This is a genomic window from Shewanella sp. ZOR0012 (genome assembly GCF_000798835.1).
In the GTDB taxonomy this organism is placed as follows: Bacteria; Pseudomonadota; Gammaproteobacteria; order Enterobacterales; family Shewanellaceae; genus Shewanella; species Shewanella xiamenensis.
In genome coordinates this window covers 4,053,622-4,074,722 of record NZ_JTLE01000094.1, presented here as the reverse complement: position 1 = coordinate 4,074,722, position 21,101 = coordinate 4,053,622, and the positions used below count along the sequence as shown (strand labels likewise).

Below are 21,101 nucleotides of genomic sequence, written 5' to 3'. Positions count from 1 at the left end.
AAAGTATGACTTAAGTCTTTTTTACTTCAAAAGTGTTAACCGTACGATATTTTTGTGTTACAACTCCATTGCTAGCCACAAAATGCGCAGCATAATTATAACAATTCAGCTACAAGTGCGATTAATTTTGCACTACAAGCATTAATTGACAAGGAATGAAGTTGTGAAGACAAAACTATCTATCGCTATCTCCGCGGCACTATTATCAAGTGCTGCTGTTGCAGGTACAACTGCTCAGTACAATACAACCAATCAAACAACTGATAAGTATGCAGGCTTAAGCGTTACTAAAAATGATAGTAACGAACAAAAACAAGCTGTAGCTTGGATGGTAAAATTAAAGGCACCTTCTCTTGCGCAACAAAGCCAGCTAAAGGGATTTAATAAGCAATCGGTCATGAGCCAAATTGAAAGCTCTCAAACCAAAGTCAAAAATGCAATTAACAGCATGGATGCTGATTTAAAAATTGTTGCAACAACATCAAAATTAGTAAACTCGATTGTTGTGGAAGGTAATCATAAGCAAATTGCATCCCTGCTTAACAACGCTGAAGTAGCGGCTATTCTGCCAATCTATGACTACAAACTAGATGTTGCCGCAAGCGCTGAATACATCAAAGCAAAAGCAGTGATTGATGCAGGTATTGCCTCGGGTAAAGGTCAACGAGTGGCTGTGCTCGATACTGGCGTTGACTATACCCACAAAGCCTTAGGTGGCTCAGGATTAGTTGCTGACTACAAAGCAGCCGTCGCAGCAAAAAGTGAAATGCCAAACTGGCCACAAGGCAAAGTCATTGGAGGTTGGGACTTTGTTAATAATGATCCAAACCCAATTGATGTCACAACCAATCATGGTACTCATGTAAGCCATTCTGTTGTTGGAATAGCTCCAGATGTTGAGCTGCTCGTATATTCAGTATGTAACTCTGGCTGTTCTGGTATCGCTCAATTAAACGCTCTTGAAGCCTCTATGGATCCAAACGGTGATGGAGACATCAGCGATCGCGTCGACACAGTTAACATGTCGTTAGGCGGTGATTTTGGTGATGTTGAGGACGGCGCCGTTCAAGCCATGATCAATGAAATGGTCAAACTAGGTGTAAACCTTGTGATCTCAGCCGGTAACGATGGTCCAACACCTTTTGTGGTCGGTGGCCCAAGTACCACTAATAGCGCTCTTTCCGTTGGCGCAATGACACATCCAACGACTAAAGTTGGCAAAATTGAAGCATCCATAGCGGGTAATACAGTCACAGCAATTGGTGCTGGATTTAATAAATCCAATGCTTATAGCTTCACAAATACCGTTGCACCGATTGTTTACCCTGCTGCCAATAAAAATGGCTGCGCGGCTTATACTGAAGATTTAACAGGCAAAACGGTGCTAATTGACCGCGGAACCTGTGGTTTTACAGTTAAGGTACTAAATGCTCAACTAAAAGGAGCCTCATTTGTTATTGTGGCTAACAACGCAGCCAATGCTGGTGCGATTGTGATGGGCGGGACCGACGACAAGATCACCATTCCTTCGGTAATGGTTTCTAAGGAAGATGGCGATGCAATCAAAGCTGCACTCGCATCTGGCGATGTTCCATTTAGTATTACATCAACTGAAGTCACTACCGCAGGTGCCATTGCGACCTTTACGTCAAGAGGTCCATCAATCGGCGGAACCTTAAAACCTGAGATCACCGCACCTGGTACTGATATTCTCACCGCACACCCAGGATTAGGTGAAGGATTAAGTCCAATCAGCGGCACATCATTCTCTAGCCCGATTACAGCAGGTGCCGTCAGTATCATTCGTGAAGCCTTACCTCATCGCAATGCATTTGAGGTAAAAGCGACCATCATGAACGCGGCTAACCTTGATGTAACGCTGGAACCTAAAGAAATCAACCCTGATACAGAGCTTGCACCTATCAGCTATATCGGTTCAGGTTTAGTTGACGTAGAAAAAGCCATTAATCTGCCCGTTGCGGCTTGGAATAAAGACACCAAACAAGCGGCGTTAGCCTTTGGCTTATTAGCGCTCAACAAAACCACATCAATCACTAAGACAGTTACTGTTAAAAACTTCTCTACGGCTGAAAAAACTTACGCCTTAAAAGTCGCTCAACGTTTCCAAAACGATCTTGATTCAGGCGCCTTAAGTTTTGCATTACCAGCCAGTGTCACTATTCCTGCCGGACAAACCGTTGATTTTGATGTTACTGCAACGATTGATCCAACTAAGTTGCCAGAATGGACGCTAACCTCATCATATGAACTAGACGGAACTGCTGCAGATGCATCAGTAGCACTGACGCTATCTGAATACGATGGTGCAATTGAGTTCATGGATGGTGAATCGAAAGCACTCCACTTGGTATACCACGTGTTACCTAAAGCAGCGGCGGCAATTTCAGTTGAAACTGAAGTCACTGAAGACGGTTTAGTTCGTACACTAACCAACGTTGGTGCAACCTCAATTACCGATCCATTTACAGCTCCATTGATCGCAACAAGCCCTGTCGACGAATCTAAACGCCATGACTTGTTAAATGCATCGAGTGAACTGTTGCTCAGTAGCTCATGTGATACTGGCATTGCAATCTATAACACCTTACAAATGCGCGATCCTATCGTTCATGCGTTAGTGGCCAGTTATGACGTAGACTATGACCTCAACAATGACGGTGTTTGGGACTACACAGCAGCAACCGCAAACCTAAACTGGTTTAATGATGCCTATCCAAGATCAATCTATGGTTTAGTGGCTAAATATGGCACCTCATCAGGTACGCTTGAGCCTGTTTTCCACGTCACAGGTAATGACTTCCTAACCAGCAAAGTGTGTTTTGAAGACATGGGGTTAACTGAAGCAGACTTAGGTAAAACCATTAAAGTTCGTTACCGTGTAGAAGACAGTGATTGGGCTCCGACACCTTCTGGTGATGAAGACAGTGTTGTTGCATCGCTTGTACTTGATGGCTCAGGAACATCAGCCATGTTAGTGGATAGCGATGGAAAAGAAGTCACTGAACTCAAACCAGGTGAAAGTGCGATTTTAGAAGCTCAAGTTGGTGATAACGCTAAAGGCTTTATGTTCCTGTCGGACTCAGGCTCTATGTCTGTTGTAGCTAATACCACTGATGAAGGTAACTCAGCGCCAACGGTAGAAAACTTAACACTATCAGTTAAGAAAGGTACTGCTGCTGGAACCGTATTAGGACAAATAAAAGCGACTGACCCTGATATGCTGACAAGCCCGTTCTCCGAATTTGTGACTACAGGCTCGAATAGCAGTATGGTTTTGGTTGCTAAAGATGGAACAGTACGCTTAAGTGACGACGCTGTAATTAATCAGCAAAGCAAAACTATGGAAGTTGAAGTTATTGCTCTAGATACGATGGGGAATGCCTCTGCACCAGCCAAAGTGACAGTGTTGATTAATAACACTAAGCCAACAGTCTCTCCTACCAGTGCAAATGCTACTGAGAACTCATATGTAGCCTTGCTAGCAAATGGTAAAGATGCTGATGGCGATACTTTAACTTACACTTGGAAGCAAACATCTGGTCCTGCAATAAGTTTTGTTAACGGCTCAGATAAACTTGGATTTACAGCCCCTGCAGGTGACAACGTTTACACATTTACCGTTGTCGCATCTGATGGGGTAGATGATAGTAATACTGGTACATCAACAGTGACAGTTAAAACAACAAAAGCAAACAATGCTGGTGGTACCTCCGGCGGTGCGCTGGGTTGGTTAACGGCGTTGTTATTACCTCTGGCGGCAATGCGTCGTCGTATGAAGTAATCTGTCCATATAAGTAAACAAAAGGGAGTCTAAATGACTCCCTTTTTATTATTCAATGTCCCGTCCTGAAATACGTGAGACATGATGGTATCAACAAGAACCGGATTACGAACGCAACCCTATGCCTCTGGATATCAGGTAATACGCAACACCCCAGAGTACGGCACAAAAGCCCACCATAATGCCAATAGAAAGCGGAATGCTGATATCGGCAAAACCTAAGAAACCATAACGGAAGACGTTGATCATATAGACCACAGGGTTCAGTGCCGAAACGCCTTGCCAAAAGGATGGCAGTAACGACAGAGAATAAAATACGCCACCAAGGTAAGTTAATGGCGTGAGCACAAACGTCGGGATGATGCTGATATCATCGAAACTCTTGGCAAATACCGCATTAATTAATCCCCCTAAGGAGAATAACACTGAGGTTAAAAATACCGTCATAACGACTAAGCCTGCATGGTGCAAACTGATGTCGACAAAGAACATCGCCACCAGCGTCACGATTAAACCAACGCATAACCCCCGAGCGACACCGCCCCCCACATAGCCTGCGATCATCACATAGTGAGGTACGGGAGCGACCATTAACTCCTCGAGATTACGCTGAAATTTCGCGCTATAGAAAGAGCTCGCCACATTCGAATAGGAGTTAGTGATCACCGACATCATGATTAGGCCTGGCGCGATAAACTCCATATAGGACACACCGCCCATATCGCCAATGCGGCTACCGACCAAGTTACCAAAAATCAAAAAATACAAGGTCATAGTGATTGCAGGCGGAACTAAAGTCTGGATCCAGATCCGAGTAAAACGGTTAATTTCCTTGGTTAATATGCTTTTGAAGGCGATAAAATACAGCTGTTTCATGCCTTAGCTCCTTGGGTTTTCTTCACTAACTCCACAAACAATTCTTCTAACCGATTGGACTTATTGCGCATCGACAACACTTCCACATTGGCCGCGGTTAATTGGGTAAACACATCGTTGAGATTGTGATCCTTTGCCACATCGACCTCTAAGGTATGCGGATCGGTTAAACGGCACACCATGCCATCGAGTGTGGGCGCGACATTGATATCGCGGCGAAGGTCGAGGATAAAGGTTTCAAGATTCAGCTTACTCAGCAAGGCCTTCATGCTAGTACACTCCACCAGCACGCCCTTATCGATAATGCCGATATTGCGGCACAACATTTCAGCTTCTTCAAGATAGTGGGTGGTCAGTATGATAGTCACACCCTGCTGATTAATTTGCTTGAGGAATTCCCACATTGAGCGTCGTAGCTCAATATCGACCCCCGCAGTTGGTTCATCTAAGATCAGTAACTTAGGTTCGTGCATCAGGGCGCGGGCAATCATTAACCGCCGCTTCATCCCCCCCGACAAGGTGCGGGACTGACTATTACGCTTCTCCCACAAATCCAGCTGGCTTAAGTATTTTTGGGCTCGCTCAAGAGCAACGGCCTTAGGTACGCCATAATAACCCGCCTGATTCACCACAATTTGCAGCACAGTTTCAAACTGGTTGAAGTTAAATTCCTGTGGCACTAAACCTATGCACAGCTTGGCTTCCTCGAGTTGCTTATCGATATCAAAATCAAAAACCTGCACAGAGCCAGCGGTTTTCTGCACTAAGGAGCTGATAATCCCAATGGTAGTCGACTTACCCGCGCCGTTAGGGCCTAACAGTGCAAAAAAGTCTCCCTGTTCAACGGTAAGGCTAATGCCCTTTACCGCTTCTACACCGCCTTTGTAGGTTTTTTTTAGCCCCTCGAGTACGAGAGCATGGGCATGCTTGGCCATAGTGCTACCTGATCCTGAAAGAATAAACGAAATACTAAAATGGTGACGAAAACAGCAAATGCAATACGCTAAGCTGTATAAAAACGAATTATGACTCTAATTGATTGAAAAAATAGTTATTAATTTATTAAAAATAACTAATAGAGCACCATACATAGGTCAGTTATACCAAACCGCATTGGTGTGACCAACTTTCTACACAAAACAAAACTCCCGCCTAGGCGGGAGTTTGAGTCATAACGCATCTGGGCTTATTCGAGCGGCACCACTTTAGCGATATAAGGCAAGTTGCGATATTGCTCAGCATAATCGATGCCGTAACCCACAATAAACTCATCTGGGATAGTAAAACCGATAAAGTCGACTTTGACATCCACTTCGCGGCGCTCGGGTTTATCCAACAGAGTGCACAGGGCTAAGCTCTTTGGCTCACGCAATAACAGCATTTCGCGCACTTTGTTTAAGGTGTTGCCCGAGTCAATCAAGTCTTCCACAATCAGCACGTCGCGGCCCGCGATATCCGATTGCACATCCTTCAGCACTTTCACATCCCGTGAGCTGGTCATGGAATTGCCATAACTCGAAACCGACATAAAATCGATTTCAACATGGCCTTTAATACGGCGGCACAGATCAGCCATAAATACGACTGAGCCTTTTAATAATCCCACCATCAGCAAACGCTCGCTGTTGGCATAGTGGGCATTGATTTGCTCGGCCATTTGATCCAATTTTTGGCTAATCTCTTCAGCGGAGATCATCACTTCGGTGGTGTGTTTCATATCAGTCTCAATTGTCGATGTCAGTAGGGGAGTGTTTGTCATAACCCCAACGACTCGTTAATGCATGGTCAACGCCCAAATGATCGAGGATTCGAGCGACCATGAAGTCTACCAGATCTTCAACCGATTTGGGATTGTGATAAAAGCCAGGCGCCGCAGGCATAATAGTGACACCTAAGCGCGATAGGTTGAGCATATGCTCTAAGTGTATGGCATTAAAGGGAGTTTCCCGCGGAACGAGGATCAGTTGACCACGTTCTTTTAACACCACATCTGCCGCGCGCTCGAGCAAATTATTGCTCATTCCCGTCGCAACAGCTGCCAGTGTCCCCGTCGAGCAAGGACAGATCACCATTTGTTTGGGTGCAGCACTGCCTGAGGCTGGCGGCGAAAACCACTCATCCTTGCCTAATACCACTAACTCGCCAGATAAAGTTGCATTCTTTTCTGCAAGCACCTCTAACAATTGCGCCTTAGCTTTATCGCTGTTAGCACTGAGTTGCAAGCCATGTTCAGTCGCCAGCACCACACGTGCAGCACTTGAGATCATTAAAAAAACTTGGTAGCCCGAGGCTAATAAGCATTCTAATAACTTCAAACCATAGGGCGCACCCGAGGCTCCTGTCCAGGCTAAGCTAATGGCTTTCTCAGATTTGGCATAGGCCATATTAGTCCGCCTGCTGAACAAACTGTGGGCTAACTTCAAGCGCCGCCAACAGCTTTTTATGTAAGCCGCCAAAACCACCGTTACTCATCACCACGATAGTGTCACCCGCTTTTGCCGAGGCTGCCACTTTAGCGACAACATCATCAATTTGATGCAGGACAGTCACAGGGATCACCGCCGCTTCCATCGCCTCTTTCATATTCCAATCGATAGTATCGGCTTGATATAAAAAGGCTTCGTCCGCTTGCAGCATGGAATGGGCCAAAGTGTCTTTATGCACTCCACTCTTCATCGTGTTCGAGCGAGGTTCTAATACGATAGTGATTTTGCTTTGACCGACCTTGGCACGCATGCCCTTAATGGTGGTCGCTATCGCCGTTGGATGGTGGGCAAAATCATCGTATACGCTGACGCCGTGGACAGTGCCCAACAACTCTAGGCGACGTTTCGGCGGTACAAAGCGGGTTAATGCATCAATCGCAGCACTCGGTTTAACCCCAACATGGCGCGCGGCTGCGATGGCCATTACTGCATTTTCGATATTGTGCTGACCAATCAGCGTCCATTCGAGCACGCCTTGGGACAGGCCATCGAAAAACACTTCAAACTCATGGCAATCATCACTTAAGGCCTTAGCATGCCAACCTTTCGTCGCATCAGTGGTATGGAAGGTCTCTTGTTCGCTCCAGCAGCCCATATCAATGGTTTGCTTTACCGCGTGGGAATCGGCTGGCCAAATCACTTTGCCTTGTCCTGGCACAGTTCGGATCAAATGATGGAACTGTTTTTGGATCGCCGCTAAATCGGCAAAAATATCAGCATGGTCAAATTCGAGGTTATTAATCACCAGCGTACGGGGATGATAATGCACAAATTTAGAACGCTTATCGAAGAAGGCGCTGTCGTATTCATCGGCTTCGACCACAAAAAATGCCGATTCCCCTAAACGGGCCGACACGCCAAAGTTTTGTGGCACGCCGCCAATCAAGAAACCGGGTTGATAACCACAGTCCTCTAAGATCCACGCCAGCATGCTTGAAGTGGAGGTTTTTCCATGGGTACCAGATACGGCTAATACCCAACGCTCAGGCAGAATATGATCGGCTAAAAACTGTGGTCCAGAGGTGTAAGGGATCCCAAGGTTTAATACCGCTTCGACACAAGGATTACCTCGGCTCATGGCATTACCAATCACCACAAGATCGGGATAACTGCCCGCTTCACCTAACTGACTTGGATCAAAACCTTGAATGAGTTCAATACCTTGCTCTTCAAGCTGCGTACTCATCGGTGGATAGACGTTGGCATCCGAGCCTGTCACTCTGTGCCCTTTTGCCCTAGCCAAGAGTGCAAGACCACCCATGAAGGTTCCACAAATTCCTAAAATATGTACGTGCATACCGCTCGCTCTGATGTTTTTGAATTCAAGGCTATTCTAATCCATAGCACAGCAGATTGGCAGGTTAGGATCTCGGAAAAGCCACATGTTCGGCAAAGATCCTGAGAGAGGAATAAATTTTAACAATTGGCTGAAGTTTAACTAACAGAATTATGCCACTAGGCTCACTTATCCGCGCAAGCTGGCATAGAGCTTGGGATATTGACTGCGGTGACGATTAAAGAGGAATTGACGTAGGGCTTCTCGCTCTTCGGCTTCGGCCTGAAATCTGACAATCGCCAGTCCCTCTTCATGGCGGATAGGCTCGATTTTAACCCGCATGGTTTCACCATCGGGCAACTGTAATTGCAGTTCTTGGCTATCGACCAACTGTTCAAACTGTTGTGGTGATTTAGCACGAATCGCCATGCCAGAACTCGATAAAGACACCACAGACCATTGTTCGCCCTGATCTTGGTCGAAGATCCACACATCTTCAGGCTGAGTCAAACGCCAACTCCGCTCAGCCCCTTTTGCGTCTAACACTTCAGGCACCCCAAGAGTGGGCTGTAATTGGCCAAAATCATCGAGACGCATCTCAAGGGGAAACCAGAGCTTATAGGAGCCGACTTCAGCCAATAGGGTCAACTTGGCCTTACCCAATAGTGAGGCAAGCGCCTGTGGCACCTCGGTTTTGACCGTTAATACATGGTTAACCAAAGGCTCAGGATGAGCGTCCTCAGTGCTATGGATTATGCGATTGGGGGAAAATAGCTCTCTAAAACAAGCTAATTCCTCTAAGGTTAAATGCGGCTCATCAACCATACGACAACCTACTCAGATGAATCACTTGTACAAAAAATTACCACCAAAGCGTGATTCTGTATATTTTTTCAGCGATTAATTTGCAAAAAAAGAAAAGTAGGCTAGCAAGGTTAAGATCTGACTCCAATTACCCATTTGCACTATTTGAAGATGGATGATTCCTGAATTTAAGCAACTCACTTATCTTTTTGCTGACTGGCAGGAGGGGCGAATAACAGCTTAAGCCGCTCTGAAAAGCTCAGCCCCTTAGTCGTGACATCACTAAACATATCGCGCCATTCGCTAAAGGTCACTTTGATTGGATTAAAACTGTTGACGGGTTTAGTGATGCCGTAAATCACGGTTTCCTCTTCAGGAACAAAGGTACCGAAAAGTTTGTCCCAGATAATCAAGATACCGGCATAATTTTTATCGATATATTGCGGATTACGCCCATGGTGCACCCTGTGGTGGGAAGGCGTATTAAACAGCCATTCCAATGGGCCGAGTTTTCTCACCGCTTGGGTGTGCACAAAAAACTGTAATCCCAAATTGAGCAGCACCACAAAAACCACCCAATTAGGGTCGAAACCCAAAATTACCAACGGCAACCAAAACACCCACATACCAGCGAAGGGATACATCAAACTCTGGCGAAACGCGGTGCTAAAATTCATATTCTCCGAACTATGGTGCACCACGTGGGCTGCCCACATCCACCGTACTCTATGGCTCGCACGATGGAACCAGTAATAGCAAAAATCTTGGGCAATCATCAGCAGCACAAAGCTGAATGGCCCCATTTGAATATCGAATAATTTCCAACCAAATACCGCAAGATACAATTTAGCGATCAGCAAGCCCGCCAAAATATCCATTCCTTGGTGCATGGCGGCGAGGCTAAAATTACACAACACTTCCTTTGGATAGTAACGGGCGCTAACGGGCAGTTTTTGTCTTCTGTCACCGAAATACCATTCCAGCAAAATGCAGACAAAAAACAGTGGAGCCAATACCAGTAACAGCACTTCGGGATGATTAATTAACGCAGCGATATCCATATACCTTTATCCTATTGTTATTATTGTATTAAAGCGTAAATCTGCCCATGGTCTACCAGCGAGCGTAATGATCCTCAGTTAATCCCAATACATTGTTGAGTTGGAATTTCCGCCCCTGATTGTCAATGATAAAACCGCTAAAAAGCCCCAGATATTGACGGAAGTTACTCTTCAGCAAGATAAAATTGCGTTTCTCACTGCGGCAATTTCGCGCCGTAAACTCTAAATCGACGCGGCCATCGTGACTATGAATACGCCAGAGATCTGTGCCCTGGTGGCCATGACGGTCAAATTCAAATTGTACTGGTCCGAGTAAATGCCGCTCACCATTGATCCAAAACACATTTTCATTAGCACCAGTTTCATTCACGCCCGCAGCAAGATTTAATCCAATCACTCCGTCGTCAATTTGCGCACTCAGCGATGCCCAACGCCAACTGGTATCTCGGCGCATAAATCCCGCGGAAAAATCATAGCCTGCGAGGGCGAAATTCAATGGCTGCGGTTCATGATCTACGGTGAGTTGTCCTTTGACCGACAAACCATTGTGTTTTTGGGTATAGGTCCAGCCGTTGTATCCCGTGGGGCTACACATGGCCATAGGTAAACTTAAAGGCAATGCATGTAAGGTTAAATCGGCTTTAATGCTTTTAGTATCAATGACTAAATGCCAACTCCCCTCTTGGATTTTAAAGGTTATGCGCTTACCTTTGCCGCCAATGGTTGCCGTGCCATTGGCTGGAGAAGGCGTCATCCGGTAGCCAAACCCAAGGGGTTTTAGCCAGTCCTGCTGAGTTAACCTATTGTTTTTAACATCGTATAAATAACAAAATCCACTGCCAAGGTAGGCGATATCCGCGAGCGCAACACCAATAATATAACGGGGCGTAACGATAGAAATAAATTGGAACTGCTTATAGTCAAACCGTTTCGCCCAAGCCGATGCGGGCTTATCCATAGTATCGAAATAGGCAAAATCCGCTAAACCTAAGCGACTGACTATACCGTCGAAATGACCAAAATGTGGCTGACCTTTGGCATTGATCAAACTGTCGGGGGCGATTTGGGTGATAATCCTAGACATAACTTCGCCTTTGCTTTTGCACTCGAGGGAGCATTTATGCTCTCTTATTTAATGTTGAATTTTTACTCTAACCTGTCATTCATTGCATTAAAAGAGTGCAAGCTCAAATTGTTGTTATTTTGTTGCCGAGAGGAGTTCGGTTTAGTTTCCTCAAAAAGCCATTAAAAAAGCGCCCAAAGGCGCTTAGTTGAGACAAACCTATTTAATCAAATGTTGACGAATCCAGTGGAACACCTCAGTCGTTAAAATCGATAGCTGATACCAAAGTTTACCCCTTGTAACTCTAGCTCTTTCATCGGCACATATTGGTATTCGAGATTTAGCCCAAAGCCAGAGCGAAAACGATATTGCCAACCGATAGCGCCGTAAAAGCCCACATCGTCCGAATCCATCTCCTGCTTTTCAAACTCATAACTCACTTTAGTGTAGGCTGCACCAACTTTGGCATACAGACTATTACCACGAGACAGAGCATACTCACCGTAAGCAGTAGCTCTCACGCCTTGGTAATCTAAGTCTTTTATATCACTGATCGCACTAACAAGCGCACTCGCCACGCCACCAGAGCCCGCTAAATATCCCGCTTCAAATCCAAAATGCTCGTTGAGCATATAGCGGTAATACAAGTCGCCAGTAAATGTATCACCCGCATCATATTTACCGCTTTTAGTTTCAAACTCTTGGGAACCATAGCCTAAGCTGCCGCCTAACACATGGGGTGAATCGGTGGCATTGGCATTACCAGCAAAACCAGCACATAAAGCGAGAAATAACACGCAAACATTTATTTTTAAGTACTTCATATTGTTAATATTCCATTATTATAAGGTAGTCATATCATAGCCCCCAACCCTGTACAAAAACTGAACACCTATGCATTGTGGCAACAGAGATGATTTCTGGTATGCTGTAACCACTTTTTACTAGCATGAGATTCCACATGAAACGGTTATTATTGACGCTGACTTTTCCTTTACTTTTTGTAGGCTGCGCGAGCCAAAATCCGACTCATATGGCATTTAGTCCACAGGTTCCAGATATTAGCCAACAGACTTCAAGACCGCTGCAAATCTCACTAGACACAATCGACACTCGTAACGCCGAATACGTTGCGCGTTTTATGGAAGAAGGCACCAAAACCCGTTTAGTCGGCCCAAGCGAGCCCCCTAAGTTATTGCTCGACGAAGTATTTCGTAACGGTTTCACTCAAGCGGGATACCAAATCGATCCCAGTGCAACCAACTCTGTTCAAATTCAATTAGAAGAATTACAGATGGATGTCACCAAAAAGACCTTTGGCTACGAAGCCAAACACAGCGTCCGTATCGCAGTCCAAGCACGTAATTCCAATCAAGAATTGGTCAAACGCTATAAAGCCAAGGGGGTCTTAAAAGGCCCATTAACTCCTGACTTTGCCACCTTAGAAATGGATATGAATAAGCTCCTCGGTCAACTCACAGGGGAGATTCTAAATGACCCAGAGTTAAACCAGTTTCTACAACAATAATTGCGCAAGTTTATAATGATTAAGGAAAGAATGATGTTTCGTTGGATATCCGCACTTTTAGTTCTCTGTGCAAGTTATAGCAGCTGGGCGGCAATCGACATTCAACCCGATAGCTTGTATCCACAGGTCGAGTTTGATACGAGTTTAGGTAAGATTGTCGTCGAACTCGATAGAACTCGCGCGCCGATTACGGTTGATAACTTCCTCACCTATGTGGTCAAAGGCGAGTACAACAATACGATTTTCCATCGCGTGATCAGTGACTTTGTGGTGCAAGGCGGTGGGCTGAATCCACAATTAGAAGAGTTGCCAGCGGGCAAGCCGATAGTCAACGAGTCGGGTAATGGTTTATCAAATAGCATGGGCACCATCGCCATGGCGCGTGATAATGAGCCCCATTCTGCCACCCGCCAGTTTTATTTTAATGTTGCGGACAATACAAAGCTTGACCCATCAAAACGTCGTTGGGGATATGCGGTATTTGGTGAAGTGATCGAAGGAAAGCAAGTCCTCGAAGCCATGGCAGTGGTAGAGACCACTACTAATGCCAAACTGAATTGGCCCGATGTGCCAGTAACACCTATCATATTGAAAACAGCTAAATTACTCCCCAAAAAATAATCGAAAAAAATTTGAGCAAAAGCCCTAATCCTGCATCTATACTGTACAAGCAGAAAGAAAGGAGGCAAGGGTGACGATTGAAGAATTTATCGATAATAAAGCGCCCCAACTTGCAGTATATGGGAAAGCGTTTTTGAGTGATGAACTCGATTTCTGCGAGATCCAGCTCTATTTATGGGACACACTTGAAGAATGGCAACAACTCATTCCAACAAGTGAAGCGCAAACAGAAATGGAAACCGTGTTTTGGCACTTGCTCCATAGCTTTAGTAATTGGCCAGACTGGATGATCCGCGGCAATCAGTACCTGTGTCAGCAGTTGCATGCGTGCTGTGACTTCCTCTGTTTGGGAGGCCAAATGCCCTCGGGTTGTATCGGTATCCGACCTTGAACAATCCCTTCTTAAAAGACTCAGCTTGCTGAGTCTTTTTATTTTTAGCTTTTGCAAACAAAATCGCTCTGAGTATCAAAAGGAGATACCTTGCCCCTTGAACCTAACCACATCTTACCCGTAAGCTAGGCGGATTCGACTCTTCGGCTAATACATATGTCCGTACCCAGTTTTACTCGTCGCACCTTAGATTCCTTGAGTGTTTATTACCATAAACGCGTTTTGATCCTGCTATTACTCGGTTTTTCTGCTGGCCTACCATTAATGCTAGTCTTTTCAACCTTGTCATTTTGGTTACGGGAAGCAGGTGTCGATCGCACCTCTATCGGTTATTTCAGTTGGATAGCCTTAGCCTATGCCTTCAAATGGGCCTGGTCACCGTTAGTAGATAGATTATCACTCCCTTTACTGACGCGCTTTTTAGGCCGGCGACGCGGCTGGATGTTGTTCGCCCAGTTGTTACTGGTCGGTGCAATTTTGGGGATGTCTTTTAGTGATCCCGTTAAAGATCTCGAACGCTTAGCTTTGTTTGCATTAATGGTTGCATTTGCGTCTGCGACCCAAGATATCGTGATTGACGCCTTTCGCATTGAATCGGCTCCCGAAAAAATGCAAGCAGCCTTAGCGGCGGCCTATCAGGTGGGTTATCGCAGCGCCATGATTGTGGCGACCGCAGGCGCGCTGACCATCGCAGCTTGGGTTGAGCCAGGTAATACCGAATATAACTTAATCGCTTGGCAAACTTCCTATTTAGTCATGGCTGGACTGATGTTTATTGGGGTTTTGACTACGCTCTTTAGCCAAGAGCCACAGGTCGATACCCGCGCCGCCGATGAGACCGAATTAGCGGTCAAACAACGCTTAAGCGAGCGTTACCCTAAACCTATAGCTGCGACTCTCTCGTGGATTTATACCGCCAGCATCCTGCCCTTTATCGACTTTTTCAAACGCTATGGCCGTAGTGCTATCTTAATTTTATTGCTGATTTCCTGCTATCGCATCTCAGATATTGTGATGGGAATTATGGCCAACGTGTTTTATGTGGACATGGGATTCACTAAGGAAGAAATTGCTTATCTGAGTAAAATCTATGGCCTTATCATGACCTTGGTTGGCGCAGCCTTTGGCGGAGTCCTGTTAGCCCGCTTTGGTACCATGAAGATATTATTTCTTGGCGCGCTGTTGGTTGCTGTCACTAATTTGCTCTTTGCTTGGCAAGCGGTCATTGGTTATAACGTCAGCTTTTTAACCTTTGCCATTTCGGTTGATAACTTCAGTGCGGGGATTGCCACCGCTGCCTTTATCGCCTATTTATCAAGCCTCACCAGCAGCGGCTATAGCGCAACCCAATACGCCCTGCTCTCTTCGATTATGCTGCTCTTCCCTAAGTTTATTGCGGGTTTCTCGGGCGCCTATGTCGATGCCTATGGTTATGTGAACTTCTTTGTCGCTGCCAGCGTGATTGGCTTTCCTGTGTTGTTACTTATTCACTTAGTGAATAAATACGCCCCCCACGTCAGTAACAAACCAGACCAAGAATAATCAGATATAAAAAAGCCCCAAACCGTAAAGGTTTGGGGCTTACTGTATTTTCCACGCTTAAGTTAGCTTAACGCGAACTCAAGCCAATTTTCATGATTAATCGCGGAAGTTATTGAACTGGAAAGGCTGACCAAGATCGGCTTGACGCACTAACGCCATCACAGCTTGTAAATCATCACGGGCTTTGCCCGTCACACGCACTGTGTCGCCTTGGATCTGCGATTGCACTTTAATTTTACTATCTTTGACCATCTTAACGATTTTCTTGGCGATATCCGTCTCGATGCCCTGCTTAAAGCGCACTTTCAGGGAGAAAGTCTTGCCACTGTGAACTGACTTTTCGTCGACATCCATAGTCGAAGGCTCAACATTACGCTTGCTCAATTGAGTACGTAAAATATCCACTAACTGTTTGCACTGGAAATCGTCTTCTGCGGTGAGCGTCACCACATGATCTTTGTAATCGATGCTGGCATCTTTACCGCGAAAATCAAATCGGCCGCTGAGTTCACGGCGAGAGTTTTCGACCGCGTTACGTAACTCAACCTCGTCAACTTCAGACACAATATCAAATGAAGGCATAGTTGCCGCCCCTTAGGTGATTGTAAATGCCCATAGTTTACCGACTCCCTCCCCCAAGTTGAAGGTTAACTTTGTCCCAGCAAGATAAAACTCGGCTTAGGGATGACTTTGGCGACACATTTTCCTATTATGGCGTCACACTAAGATAATCAAATTGTATTTGTGATAACTAAACACACCCTATTCAAACTGGCTTTAGCCGTAGCCTTTGTCGTGATCAGTTATCTGGTGTTCTCCAGACCAACCTATTCGCAAAGCATCCCCCATATCGATAAAGTAGGCCATCTTGGAAGCTTTTTCTGCCTCTCGTATCTGACCTATCTCGCCTTTCGTCCTAAGTGGTATTGGCTCTCACTGGTACTTGCAACTTACGCGATGTTAATTGAGATTGTGCAATCCCGCCTCCCCTATCGCAGCGCTTCAATAGGTGATGTGTTGGCTGATTTTGCGGGTATTGCCTTGTTTTATTTTTGTCTTTGGGCCTATCGAAAATATGTTAGTGCCGCACAACTCAAGGAAGAATAATGTTAGGCCAAGATGTGCCATTAGCTATGGAGTCTCAAGTCACTGATATCGCGATTTTAGGCGCAGGTGCTGTAGGGCAATTGATTTGCCATCAATTGTCTTCGGCGGGATTAGCGGTAGGCTTAATTGCACGGGACTCCTCGGTATCAAACCTTGAAGCAACTGATTGGCAAGACTTGGTATTTAGCCCTTTGTCCCCAAGCGATGCCGTTACTGACTGTGTGTCCTATCGAGTCCCGCTGCTTAGCGCCGACAAAGCCCACTTACAGCAAGTACAACTGTTGATTGTGTGCGTAAAAGCTTATCAAGTCATTGATGCGATAGGTCCTTTACTCAACAAGTTATCGCCACAATGTCATATCCTATTATTACATAATGGTATGGGGCCACACCTCGCGCTCGCACCAATGTTAAATGGCCGCGGCCTAAGCTTAGGCACTACCTCGCAGGGCGTATTACGTCAGTCATGTTGGCAAGTTAAGCAAACCGGCCAAGGCTTAACCCAGTTGGGTCATTTTACTGGCCCGGCGCTACCACAAACGCTTAGAGATAACCTATTACATGCCATCCCAAACAGTGAGTGGGTTGAGGCGATTATCCCCTGTCTTTGGCAAAAACTGGCCGTAAACGCCGCAATCAATCCTCTTACGGCGCTGCATCAATGCCCCAACGGCGCTTTGGCTCAAGCTGAGTTTAGTGAAACCATTGCTAGTATCCTAGATGAATTAGTCGACGTTGCCGCACATGATGGGATTGAGCTCGACAGGCACTTCTTAGAGGAGCGCGTCTATCGAGTGATTGAACTCACAGCCGCAAACTTCTCATCGATGCACCAAGATGTTGCAAACCACAGACTCACCGAGATAGACCAAATTAATGGCTATATTTGTGACCGCGCCAACGCGCACGGTTTAAGTGCAGCAACTAATACCAAGATGGTCCGCGCTATTAAACAGCTTTCGGCAATAACGCTACCACGATAACTATATATTCAATTGATTTTAAATAGATTAAATATAAGCCTGCCGTAGAAAATCATTCTCGATAATACTTAACAGTGTTTAAATGCACCCTAATTGGTTTTTTTACATTTAACGCACCAAGGGCGCGCACCAAGTCAGGGCGTGCTCATCTATTCTTGCACTATTTTGCAGCAAAAATAAGATTTATTTGGGTGCACCACATTATTAACATAATGATAATAAAACGTTTATTGTTGTGGCCTAATTCCTGCTATATCCAACGAACTGATGCCTGATGTTCGTTGGAGAATAAAGTTGAAACTCATCACCGCAATTATTAAACCTTTCAAAATTGATGATGTACGTGAAGCGCTCACTCAACTGGGCGTCCACGGCATGACAGTGACTGAAGTGAGGGGTTTTGGCCGGCAAAAGGGGCACACAGAGCTCTATCGCGGCGCCGAATATGCTGTCGACTTTCTTCCCAAAATGAAGCTTGAAATCGCGATCCACTCAGAGCTTGAAGAAGCTGTAATCGAAGCCATCATCCAAGCCGCTCGCACAGGCAAAGTCGGTGACGGTAAAATTTTTGTCACTCCGCTCGAGCAAGTGATCCGCGTTCGCACCTCTGAAGAAGGGAGCGATGCCATATGATCAATCCAAAATCTAAGTGCAGTTATCAAGCGTTACTTATCCTCATCGCGAGTAGCTTTACCGCTCCAGTATTCGCGGATGAGGCGCAGTTGAGCGGTGCCAACACCGCATGGATTTTAAGTTCATCAGCCTTAGTATTACTGATGACGCTCCCAGGACTGGCATTATTTTACGGTGGACTGGTGCGTAGCAAAAACGTGCTCTCCATTTTAATGCAGTGTTTTTCGATTGCTGCTATTGCCTCAATACTCTGGTTTGTCGTGGGTTACTCCATCGCCTTCGATACAGGCAATGGTTTTATCGGTGGGCTAAATAAAGCATTTTTAGCCAGCATTGGTCGTGAGAGTATGAGCGGTGACATTCCCGAACCTTTGTTTATGCTATTCCAAATGACCTTTGCCATTATCACGCCAGCGCTGATTATCGGCGGCTTTGCTGAGCGAATGAAATTTTCTGCGGTACTCATATTCTCAAGCACTTGGCTGCTGTTAGTCTATGCACCTATCACCCACTGGGTATGGGGTGGCGGCTGGTTAGCTGAGCTTGGGCTCTATGACTTTGCCGGCGGCACAGTCGTACACATTACCGCAGGGGTGGCGGCACTGGTTGCGGCAAAAGTGCTTGGCCCACGCAGGGGATTTTTAAACTCAGCGATTATGCCCCACAACTTGACCATGACTGTCACAGGTGCGGGCATGCTGTGGGTGGGCTGGTTTGGCTTTAATGGCGGCAGCGCCTTAGGCGCCAATGGTACAGCGGCAATGGCGATACTCGCGACCCATTTGGCGGCGTCGATGGGTGCCATCACTTGGGCTGGGATTGAATGGTATAAATTTGGTAAAGCCAGCGCACTTGGTATCGTTACAGGTATGGTGGCAGGTTTGGGAACAATCACGCCTGCATCGGGTTATGTTGGCCCAGCTGGAGCCTTAGTGATTGGTTTTCTTGGCGGGGTGGTCTGTTTCTTTTCAACGGTTTACATTAAACAAAAATTGAAGATTGACGACTCTCTCGATGTATTTCCTGTCCATGGTGTAGGCGGCATCCTCGGTACATTGCTCGCAGGCGTTTTTAGTTCGACTCAACTTGGGATCTTTAGCGGCTATGGTTTTGCCACTGTTAACGACACTATGATTGACCAACTCGGCGTCCAAATGATTGGTATCGCGGCGACCTTTAGTTATACCGCAGTAGTGACTTGGCTCTTGTTTATCGTTATTAGCAAACTCCTTGGAGGACTGCGTGTCAGCAGTGAGCAAGAAGTGAATGGGCTCGATCTTTCTGAACATGAAGAAACGGGTTACAGCCTGTAAGCACATCAACCTCTGCGCAAAACCTATAACCGTCAGGATACCTATCCTGACGGTTGTTGTTAGTTGCGTTTCTTCAGCCAAAGGGCAAGCTCATCTAATTTCATCGGTTTAGCGAATAAATATCCTTGCAGAAAATGCACATCACGACTGATTAAATAATCCGCCTGTTCCTGTGTTTCTACCCCTTCTGCTACAGCGACATAATTCATTTTATGGCAGAGTTCGATAATAGTATCGAGCACATGGGAAGTGACCGAATCTTGGCCTATGGTATCGATAAAGCACTTATCTATTTTAAGGTAGTCCAAGGTAAAGGTTTGCAGCAGCGATAAGGTTGTCTGTCCGGTGCCAAAATCATCAATAGCGACTAAAATACCAAGCTCACGCAATGCTGTAATTCGCTCGCACATATCCGCCGTTAATAGCTGCCGCTCGGTAATCTCAATCAAAGGTTGAACACCAATTTGAGAAAAAGCATCCTTTAAATAGCGAAATTTAGCTTCAATATCACTTTGAATAAAATGCTCAGGCGCTACGTTAAAACCAATTCGAAACCCTGGCTGCACGGAAAACAAACTAAAATCGGCTAAAGCGCGTTCAAAAATATAATTAGTTAGCGGCACGATCAGTTGGCTCTGCTCCGCGATGGGAATAAATAGATCTGGCTGCACCAAGCCCATTTGCGGATGTAGCCACCGTACTAATGCCTCAACCCCTTTAGCCTTACCGTCTTCAGTACAAATAATAGGTTGGTATACAAGGAAAAATTCTTTATTTTCGATCCCGCTTCTAATATCGTCGGCCAGTGAATAGCGGTTTTTTTTACGCCAAAGATGTAAACCGACTAACCAAGTAAATGCCAAAAAAACGGGGAGCGATAGCCCAAAAGATATCCAGAAGAAGTACCAAAAAAACGCTTGCGAGACCTCAAGTAGGATCACCAATTCCGAATTATCAGCCTTTACGGCAACAACTTTCCCATCACCAAACTGTGGCACAGTCGGCAATGTCGCGCCCTTCAACCCCAATACCACATTTAGCACAGGACGAGGAAACACCTCTGGCTGAATAAAGCTGTCGATAAAATATTGCCCTTCAATAATCACAACCGCCCCACTCGTTAGGTTGGCCTGCGTAGCAATAACAATGATGGCAGGGACACCTAAACGCGCAGGCGTTTCAGGAACAATAAAATAAGTAGGCTCTTTTAGGGTCGGTTCAGGTAAGAGTGTGTTCAGTGGAAAATCAATTTCACCATTTGTGGATGAACAATAAAAACCATGAGCATTAAAAAGCAGTACACCACGATAATAGGGCTTAAACTTCATATACTCATTCAGGTCACTACAATCACCTTGACTAAGAGTGATGGCATACTGACCAATTGACTCAGACTGGCTTAATAAATCCTCAAGCCGTTTGAGATTAAACTCACCAACTTCATGCACCTTTTTCTCAACCAAATAACTCGTCACCATAAAACTGGATGCGATAGCCAAGACAACAGGAACAGACAACATAATGAATAAATGCTTGCCTGAAAGATCGTACTGGGAGATGAATAAGCGTAAAAGTGACGACAGGCTGTTAATACGATTCTGCATCCGGAATCCTT

At 45.6% G+C, this 21,101-nt stretch carries 20 protein-coding genes; 9 read left to right on the top strand and 11 right to left on the bottom strand.

From position 1 onward, the window contains the following. Positions 1–163: 163 nt before the first annotated feature. Positions 164–3,802: a S8 family serine peptidase gene (locus tag L976_RS19545; protein WP_047539471.1), complete on the top strand. Its 3,639-nt coding sequence runs from the start codon at positions 164–166 to the stop codon at positions 3,800–3,802. Between the two features lie 105 nt (positions 3,803–3,907). Here L976_RS19545 and L976_RS19540 read toward each other — a convergent pair whose 3' ends face one another. From L976_RS19540 to L976_RS19500, 9 genes are all read right to left on the bottom strand, one after another. Beyond that, positions 3,908–4,678 carry an ABC transporter permease gene (locus L976_RS19540; protein WP_011715945.1) on the bottom strand — a complete coding sequence of 257 codons (771 nt, stop codon included), beginning with the start codon at positions 4,676–4,678 and terminating at the stop codon, positions 3,908–3,910. Next, the gene (locus L976_RS19535; RefSeq protein ID WP_047539469.1) at positions 4,675–5,613 is read right to left on the bottom strand and encodes an ABC transporter ATP-binding protein; all 939 of its coding nucleotides are present in this window, start codon (positions 5,611–5,613) and stop codon (positions 4,675–4,677) included. The genes L976_RS19540 and L976_RS19535 overlap by 4 nt, the downstream gene beginning before the upstream one ends. A gap of 251 nt (positions 5,614–5,864) precedes the next feature. After that, on the bottom strand, positions 5,865–6,395 hold the full coding sequence (gene hpt, locus L976_RS19530) for a hypoxanthine phosphoribosyltransferase (RefSeq protein ID WP_037421839.1): 531 nt from the start codon (positions 6,393–6,395) through the stop codon (positions 5,865–5,867). 7 nt (positions 6,396–6,402) lie between these two features. After that, complete coding sequence (locus tag L976_RS19525; protein WP_047539467.1) at positions 6,403–7,062, bottom strand: flavin prenyltransferase UbiX; 660 nt, start codon at positions 7,060–7,062, stop codon at positions 6,403–6,405. A 1-nt stretch (position 7,063) separates the two neighbouring features. After that, on the bottom strand, positions 7,064–8,461 hold the full coding sequence (mpl, locus tag L976_RS19520) for a UDP-N-acetylmuramate:L-alanyl-gamma-D-glutamyl-meso-diaminopimelate ligase (protein WP_047539465.1): 1,398 nt from the start codon (positions 8,459–8,461) through the stop codon (positions 7,064–7,066). 168 nt (positions 8,462–8,629) lie between these two features. Next, on the bottom strand, positions 8,630–9,265 hold the full coding sequence (locus L976_RS19515; RefSeq protein WP_047539463.1) for a hypothetical protein: 636 nt from the start codon (positions 9,263–9,265) through the stop codon (positions 8,630–8,632). 176 nt (positions 9,266–9,441) lie between these two features. Next, the gene (locus L976_RS19510) at positions 9,442–10,305 is read right to left on the bottom strand and encodes a sterol desaturase family protein (protein WP_047539461.1); all 864 of its coding nucleotides are present in this window, start codon (positions 10,303–10,305) and stop codon (positions 9,442–9,444) included. 52 nt (positions 10,306–10,357) lie between these two features. Continuing rightward, positions 10,358–11,389, bottom strand: coding sequence for a DUF2804 domain-containing protein (locus L976_RS19505; RefSeq protein ID WP_047539459.1), 1,032 nt, complete (start codon positions 11,387–11,389; stop codon positions 10,358–10,360). Positions 11,390–11,631: 242 nt separating this feature from the next. Beyond that, entirely contained in the window at positions 11,632–12,192 is a 561-nt protein-coding gene (locus L976_RS19500) for a porin family protein (protein WP_047539456.1), read from the bottom strand. A gap of 137 nt (positions 12,193–12,329) precedes the next feature. Here L976_RS19500 and L976_RS19495 point away from each other — a divergent pair, with 137 nt between their 5' ends. The 4 genes from L976_RS19495 (at position 12,330) to L976_RS19480 (ending at position 15,450) form a co-directional block, all read left to right on the top strand. Further along, positions 12,330–12,896 carry a YajG family lipoprotein gene (locus L976_RS19495; protein ID WP_037421857.1) on the top strand — a complete coding sequence of 189 codons (567 nt, stop codon included), beginning with the start codon at positions 12,330–12,332 and terminating at the stop codon, positions 12,894–12,896. A 33-nt stretch (positions 12,897–12,929) separates the two neighbouring features. Continuing rightward, positions 12,930–13,517, top strand: coding sequence for a peptidylprolyl isomerase (locus L976_RS19490; RefSeq protein ID WP_011073582.1), 588 nt, complete (start codon positions 12,930–12,932; stop codon positions 13,515–13,517). A gap of 70 nt (positions 13,518–13,587) precedes the next feature. Next, on the top strand, positions 13,588–13,908 hold the full coding sequence (locus tag L976_RS19485; RefSeq protein WP_047539454.1) for a hypothetical protein: 321 nt from the start codon (positions 13,588–13,590) through the stop codon (positions 13,906–13,908). 156 nt (positions 13,909–14,064) lie between these two features. Further along, positions 14,065–15,450, top strand: coding sequence for an AmpG family muropeptide MFS transporter (locus L976_RS19480; protein WP_047539452.1), 1,386 nt, complete (start codon positions 14,065–14,067; stop codon positions 15,448–15,450). 96 nt (positions 15,451–15,546) lie between these two features. Here L976_RS19480 and L976_RS19475 read toward each other — a convergent pair whose 3' ends face one another. Then, positions 15,547–16,032 (bottom strand): YajQ family cyclic di-GMP-binding protein, encoded by a 486-nt coding sequence (locus L976_RS19475; protein ID WP_011073585.1) that lies wholly within the window; start codon positions 16,030–16,032, stop codon positions 15,547–15,549. 162 nt (positions 16,033–16,194) lie between these two features. Between L976_RS19475 and L976_RS19470 the strand changes: the two genes are divergently transcribed. The 4 genes from L976_RS19470 (at position 16,195) to L976_RS19455 (ending at position 19,486) form a co-directional block, all read left to right on the top strand. Next, positions 16,195–16,557, top strand: coding sequence for a VanZ family protein (locus tag L976_RS19470; protein ID WP_037422291.1), 363 nt, complete (start codon positions 16,195–16,197; stop codon positions 16,555–16,557). Then, a complete protein-coding gene (locus tag L976_RS19465; protein ID WP_156143213.1) occupies positions 16,557–17,540 on the top strand; it encodes a ketopantoate reductase family protein in 984 nt (327 codons plus the stop codon). The genes L976_RS19470 and L976_RS19465 overlap by 1 nt, the downstream gene beginning before the upstream one ends. A gap of 294 nt (positions 17,541–17,834) precedes the next feature. Next, entirely contained in the window at positions 17,835–18,173 is a 339-nt protein-coding gene (locus L976_RS19460; RefSeq protein ID WP_037422289.1) for a P-II family nitrogen regulator, read from the top strand. Further along, complete coding sequence (locus L976_RS19455) at positions 18,170–19,486, top strand: ammonium transporter (protein WP_047539450.1); 1,317 nt, start codon at positions 18,170–18,172, stop codon at positions 19,484–19,486. Before L976_RS19460 ends, L976_RS19455 begins: the two co-directional genes overlap by 4 nt. Before the next feature lie 59 nt (positions 19,487–19,545). On the opposite strand, the gene L976_RS19450 is transcribed toward L976_RS19455, so the two are convergent. Further along, a complete protein-coding gene (locus tag L976_RS19450) occupies positions 19,546–21,090 on the bottom strand; it encodes an EAL domain-containing protein (protein WP_047539448.1) in 1,545 nt (514 codons plus the stop codon). Between the last annotated feature and the right edge of the window lie 11 nt (positions 21,091–21,101).

Coding starts and splice junctions, on each gene's coding strand:
- L976_RS19525 (WP_047539467.1), bottom strand. CDS start 7,062: ATGGCCTATGCCAAATCTGAGAAAGCCATTAGCTTAGCCTGGACAGGA.
- L976_RS19540 (WP_011715945.1), bottom strand. CDS start 4,678: ATGAAACAGCTGTATTTTATCGCCTTCAAAAGCATATTAACCAAGGAA.
- L976_RS19450 (WP_047539448.1), bottom strand. CDS start 21,090: ATGCAGAATCGTATTAACAGCCTGTCGTCACTTTTACGCTTATTCATC.
- L976_RS19535 (WP_047539469.1), bottom strand. CDS start 5,613: ATGGCCAAGCATGCCCATGCTCTCGTACTCGAGGGGCTAAAAAAAACC.
- L976_RS19480 (WP_047539452.1), top strand. CDS start 14,065: ATGTCCGTACCCAGTTTTACTCGTCGCACCTTAGATTCCTTGAGTGTT.
- mpl (WP_047539465.1), bottom strand. CDS start 8,461: ATGCACGTACATATTTTAGGAATTTGTGGAACCTTCATGGGTGGTCTT.
- L976_RS19500 (WP_047539456.1), bottom strand. CDS start 12,192: ATGAAGTACTTAAAAATAAATGTTTGCGTGTTATTTCTCGCTTTATGT.
- L976_RS19515 (WP_047539463.1), bottom strand. CDS start 9,265: ATGGTTGATGAGCCGCATTTAACCTTAGAGGAATTAGCTTGTTTTAGA.
- hpt (WP_037421839.1), bottom strand. CDS start 6,395: ATGAAACACACCACCGAAGTGATGATCTCCGCTGAAGAGATTAGCCAA.
- L976_RS19455 (WP_047539450.1), top strand. CDS start 18,170: ATGATCAATCCAAAATCTAAGTGCAGTTATCAAGCGTTACTTATCCTC.
- L976_RS19510 (WP_047539461.1), bottom strand. CDS start 10,305: ATGGATATCGCTGCGTTAATTAATCATCCCGAAGTGCTGTTACTGGTA.
- L976_RS19495 (WP_037421857.1), top strand. CDS start 12,330: ATGAAACGGTTATTATTGACGCTGACTTTTCCTTTACTTTTTGTAGGC.
- L976_RS19475 (WP_011073585.1), bottom strand. CDS start 16,032: ATGCCTTCATTTGATATTGTGTCTGAAGTTGACGAGGTTGAGTTACGT.
- L976_RS19505 (WP_047539459.1), bottom strand. CDS start 11,389: ATGTCTAGGATTATCACCCAAATCGCCCCCGACAGTTTGATCAATGCC.
- L976_RS19490 (WP_011073582.1), top strand. CDS start 12,930: ATGTTTCGTTGGATATCCGCACTTTTAGTTCTCTGTGCAAGTTATAGC.
- L976_RS19465 (WP_156143213.1), top strand. CDS start 16,557: ATGTTAGGCCAAGATGTGCCATTAGCTATGGAGTCTCAAGTCACTGAT.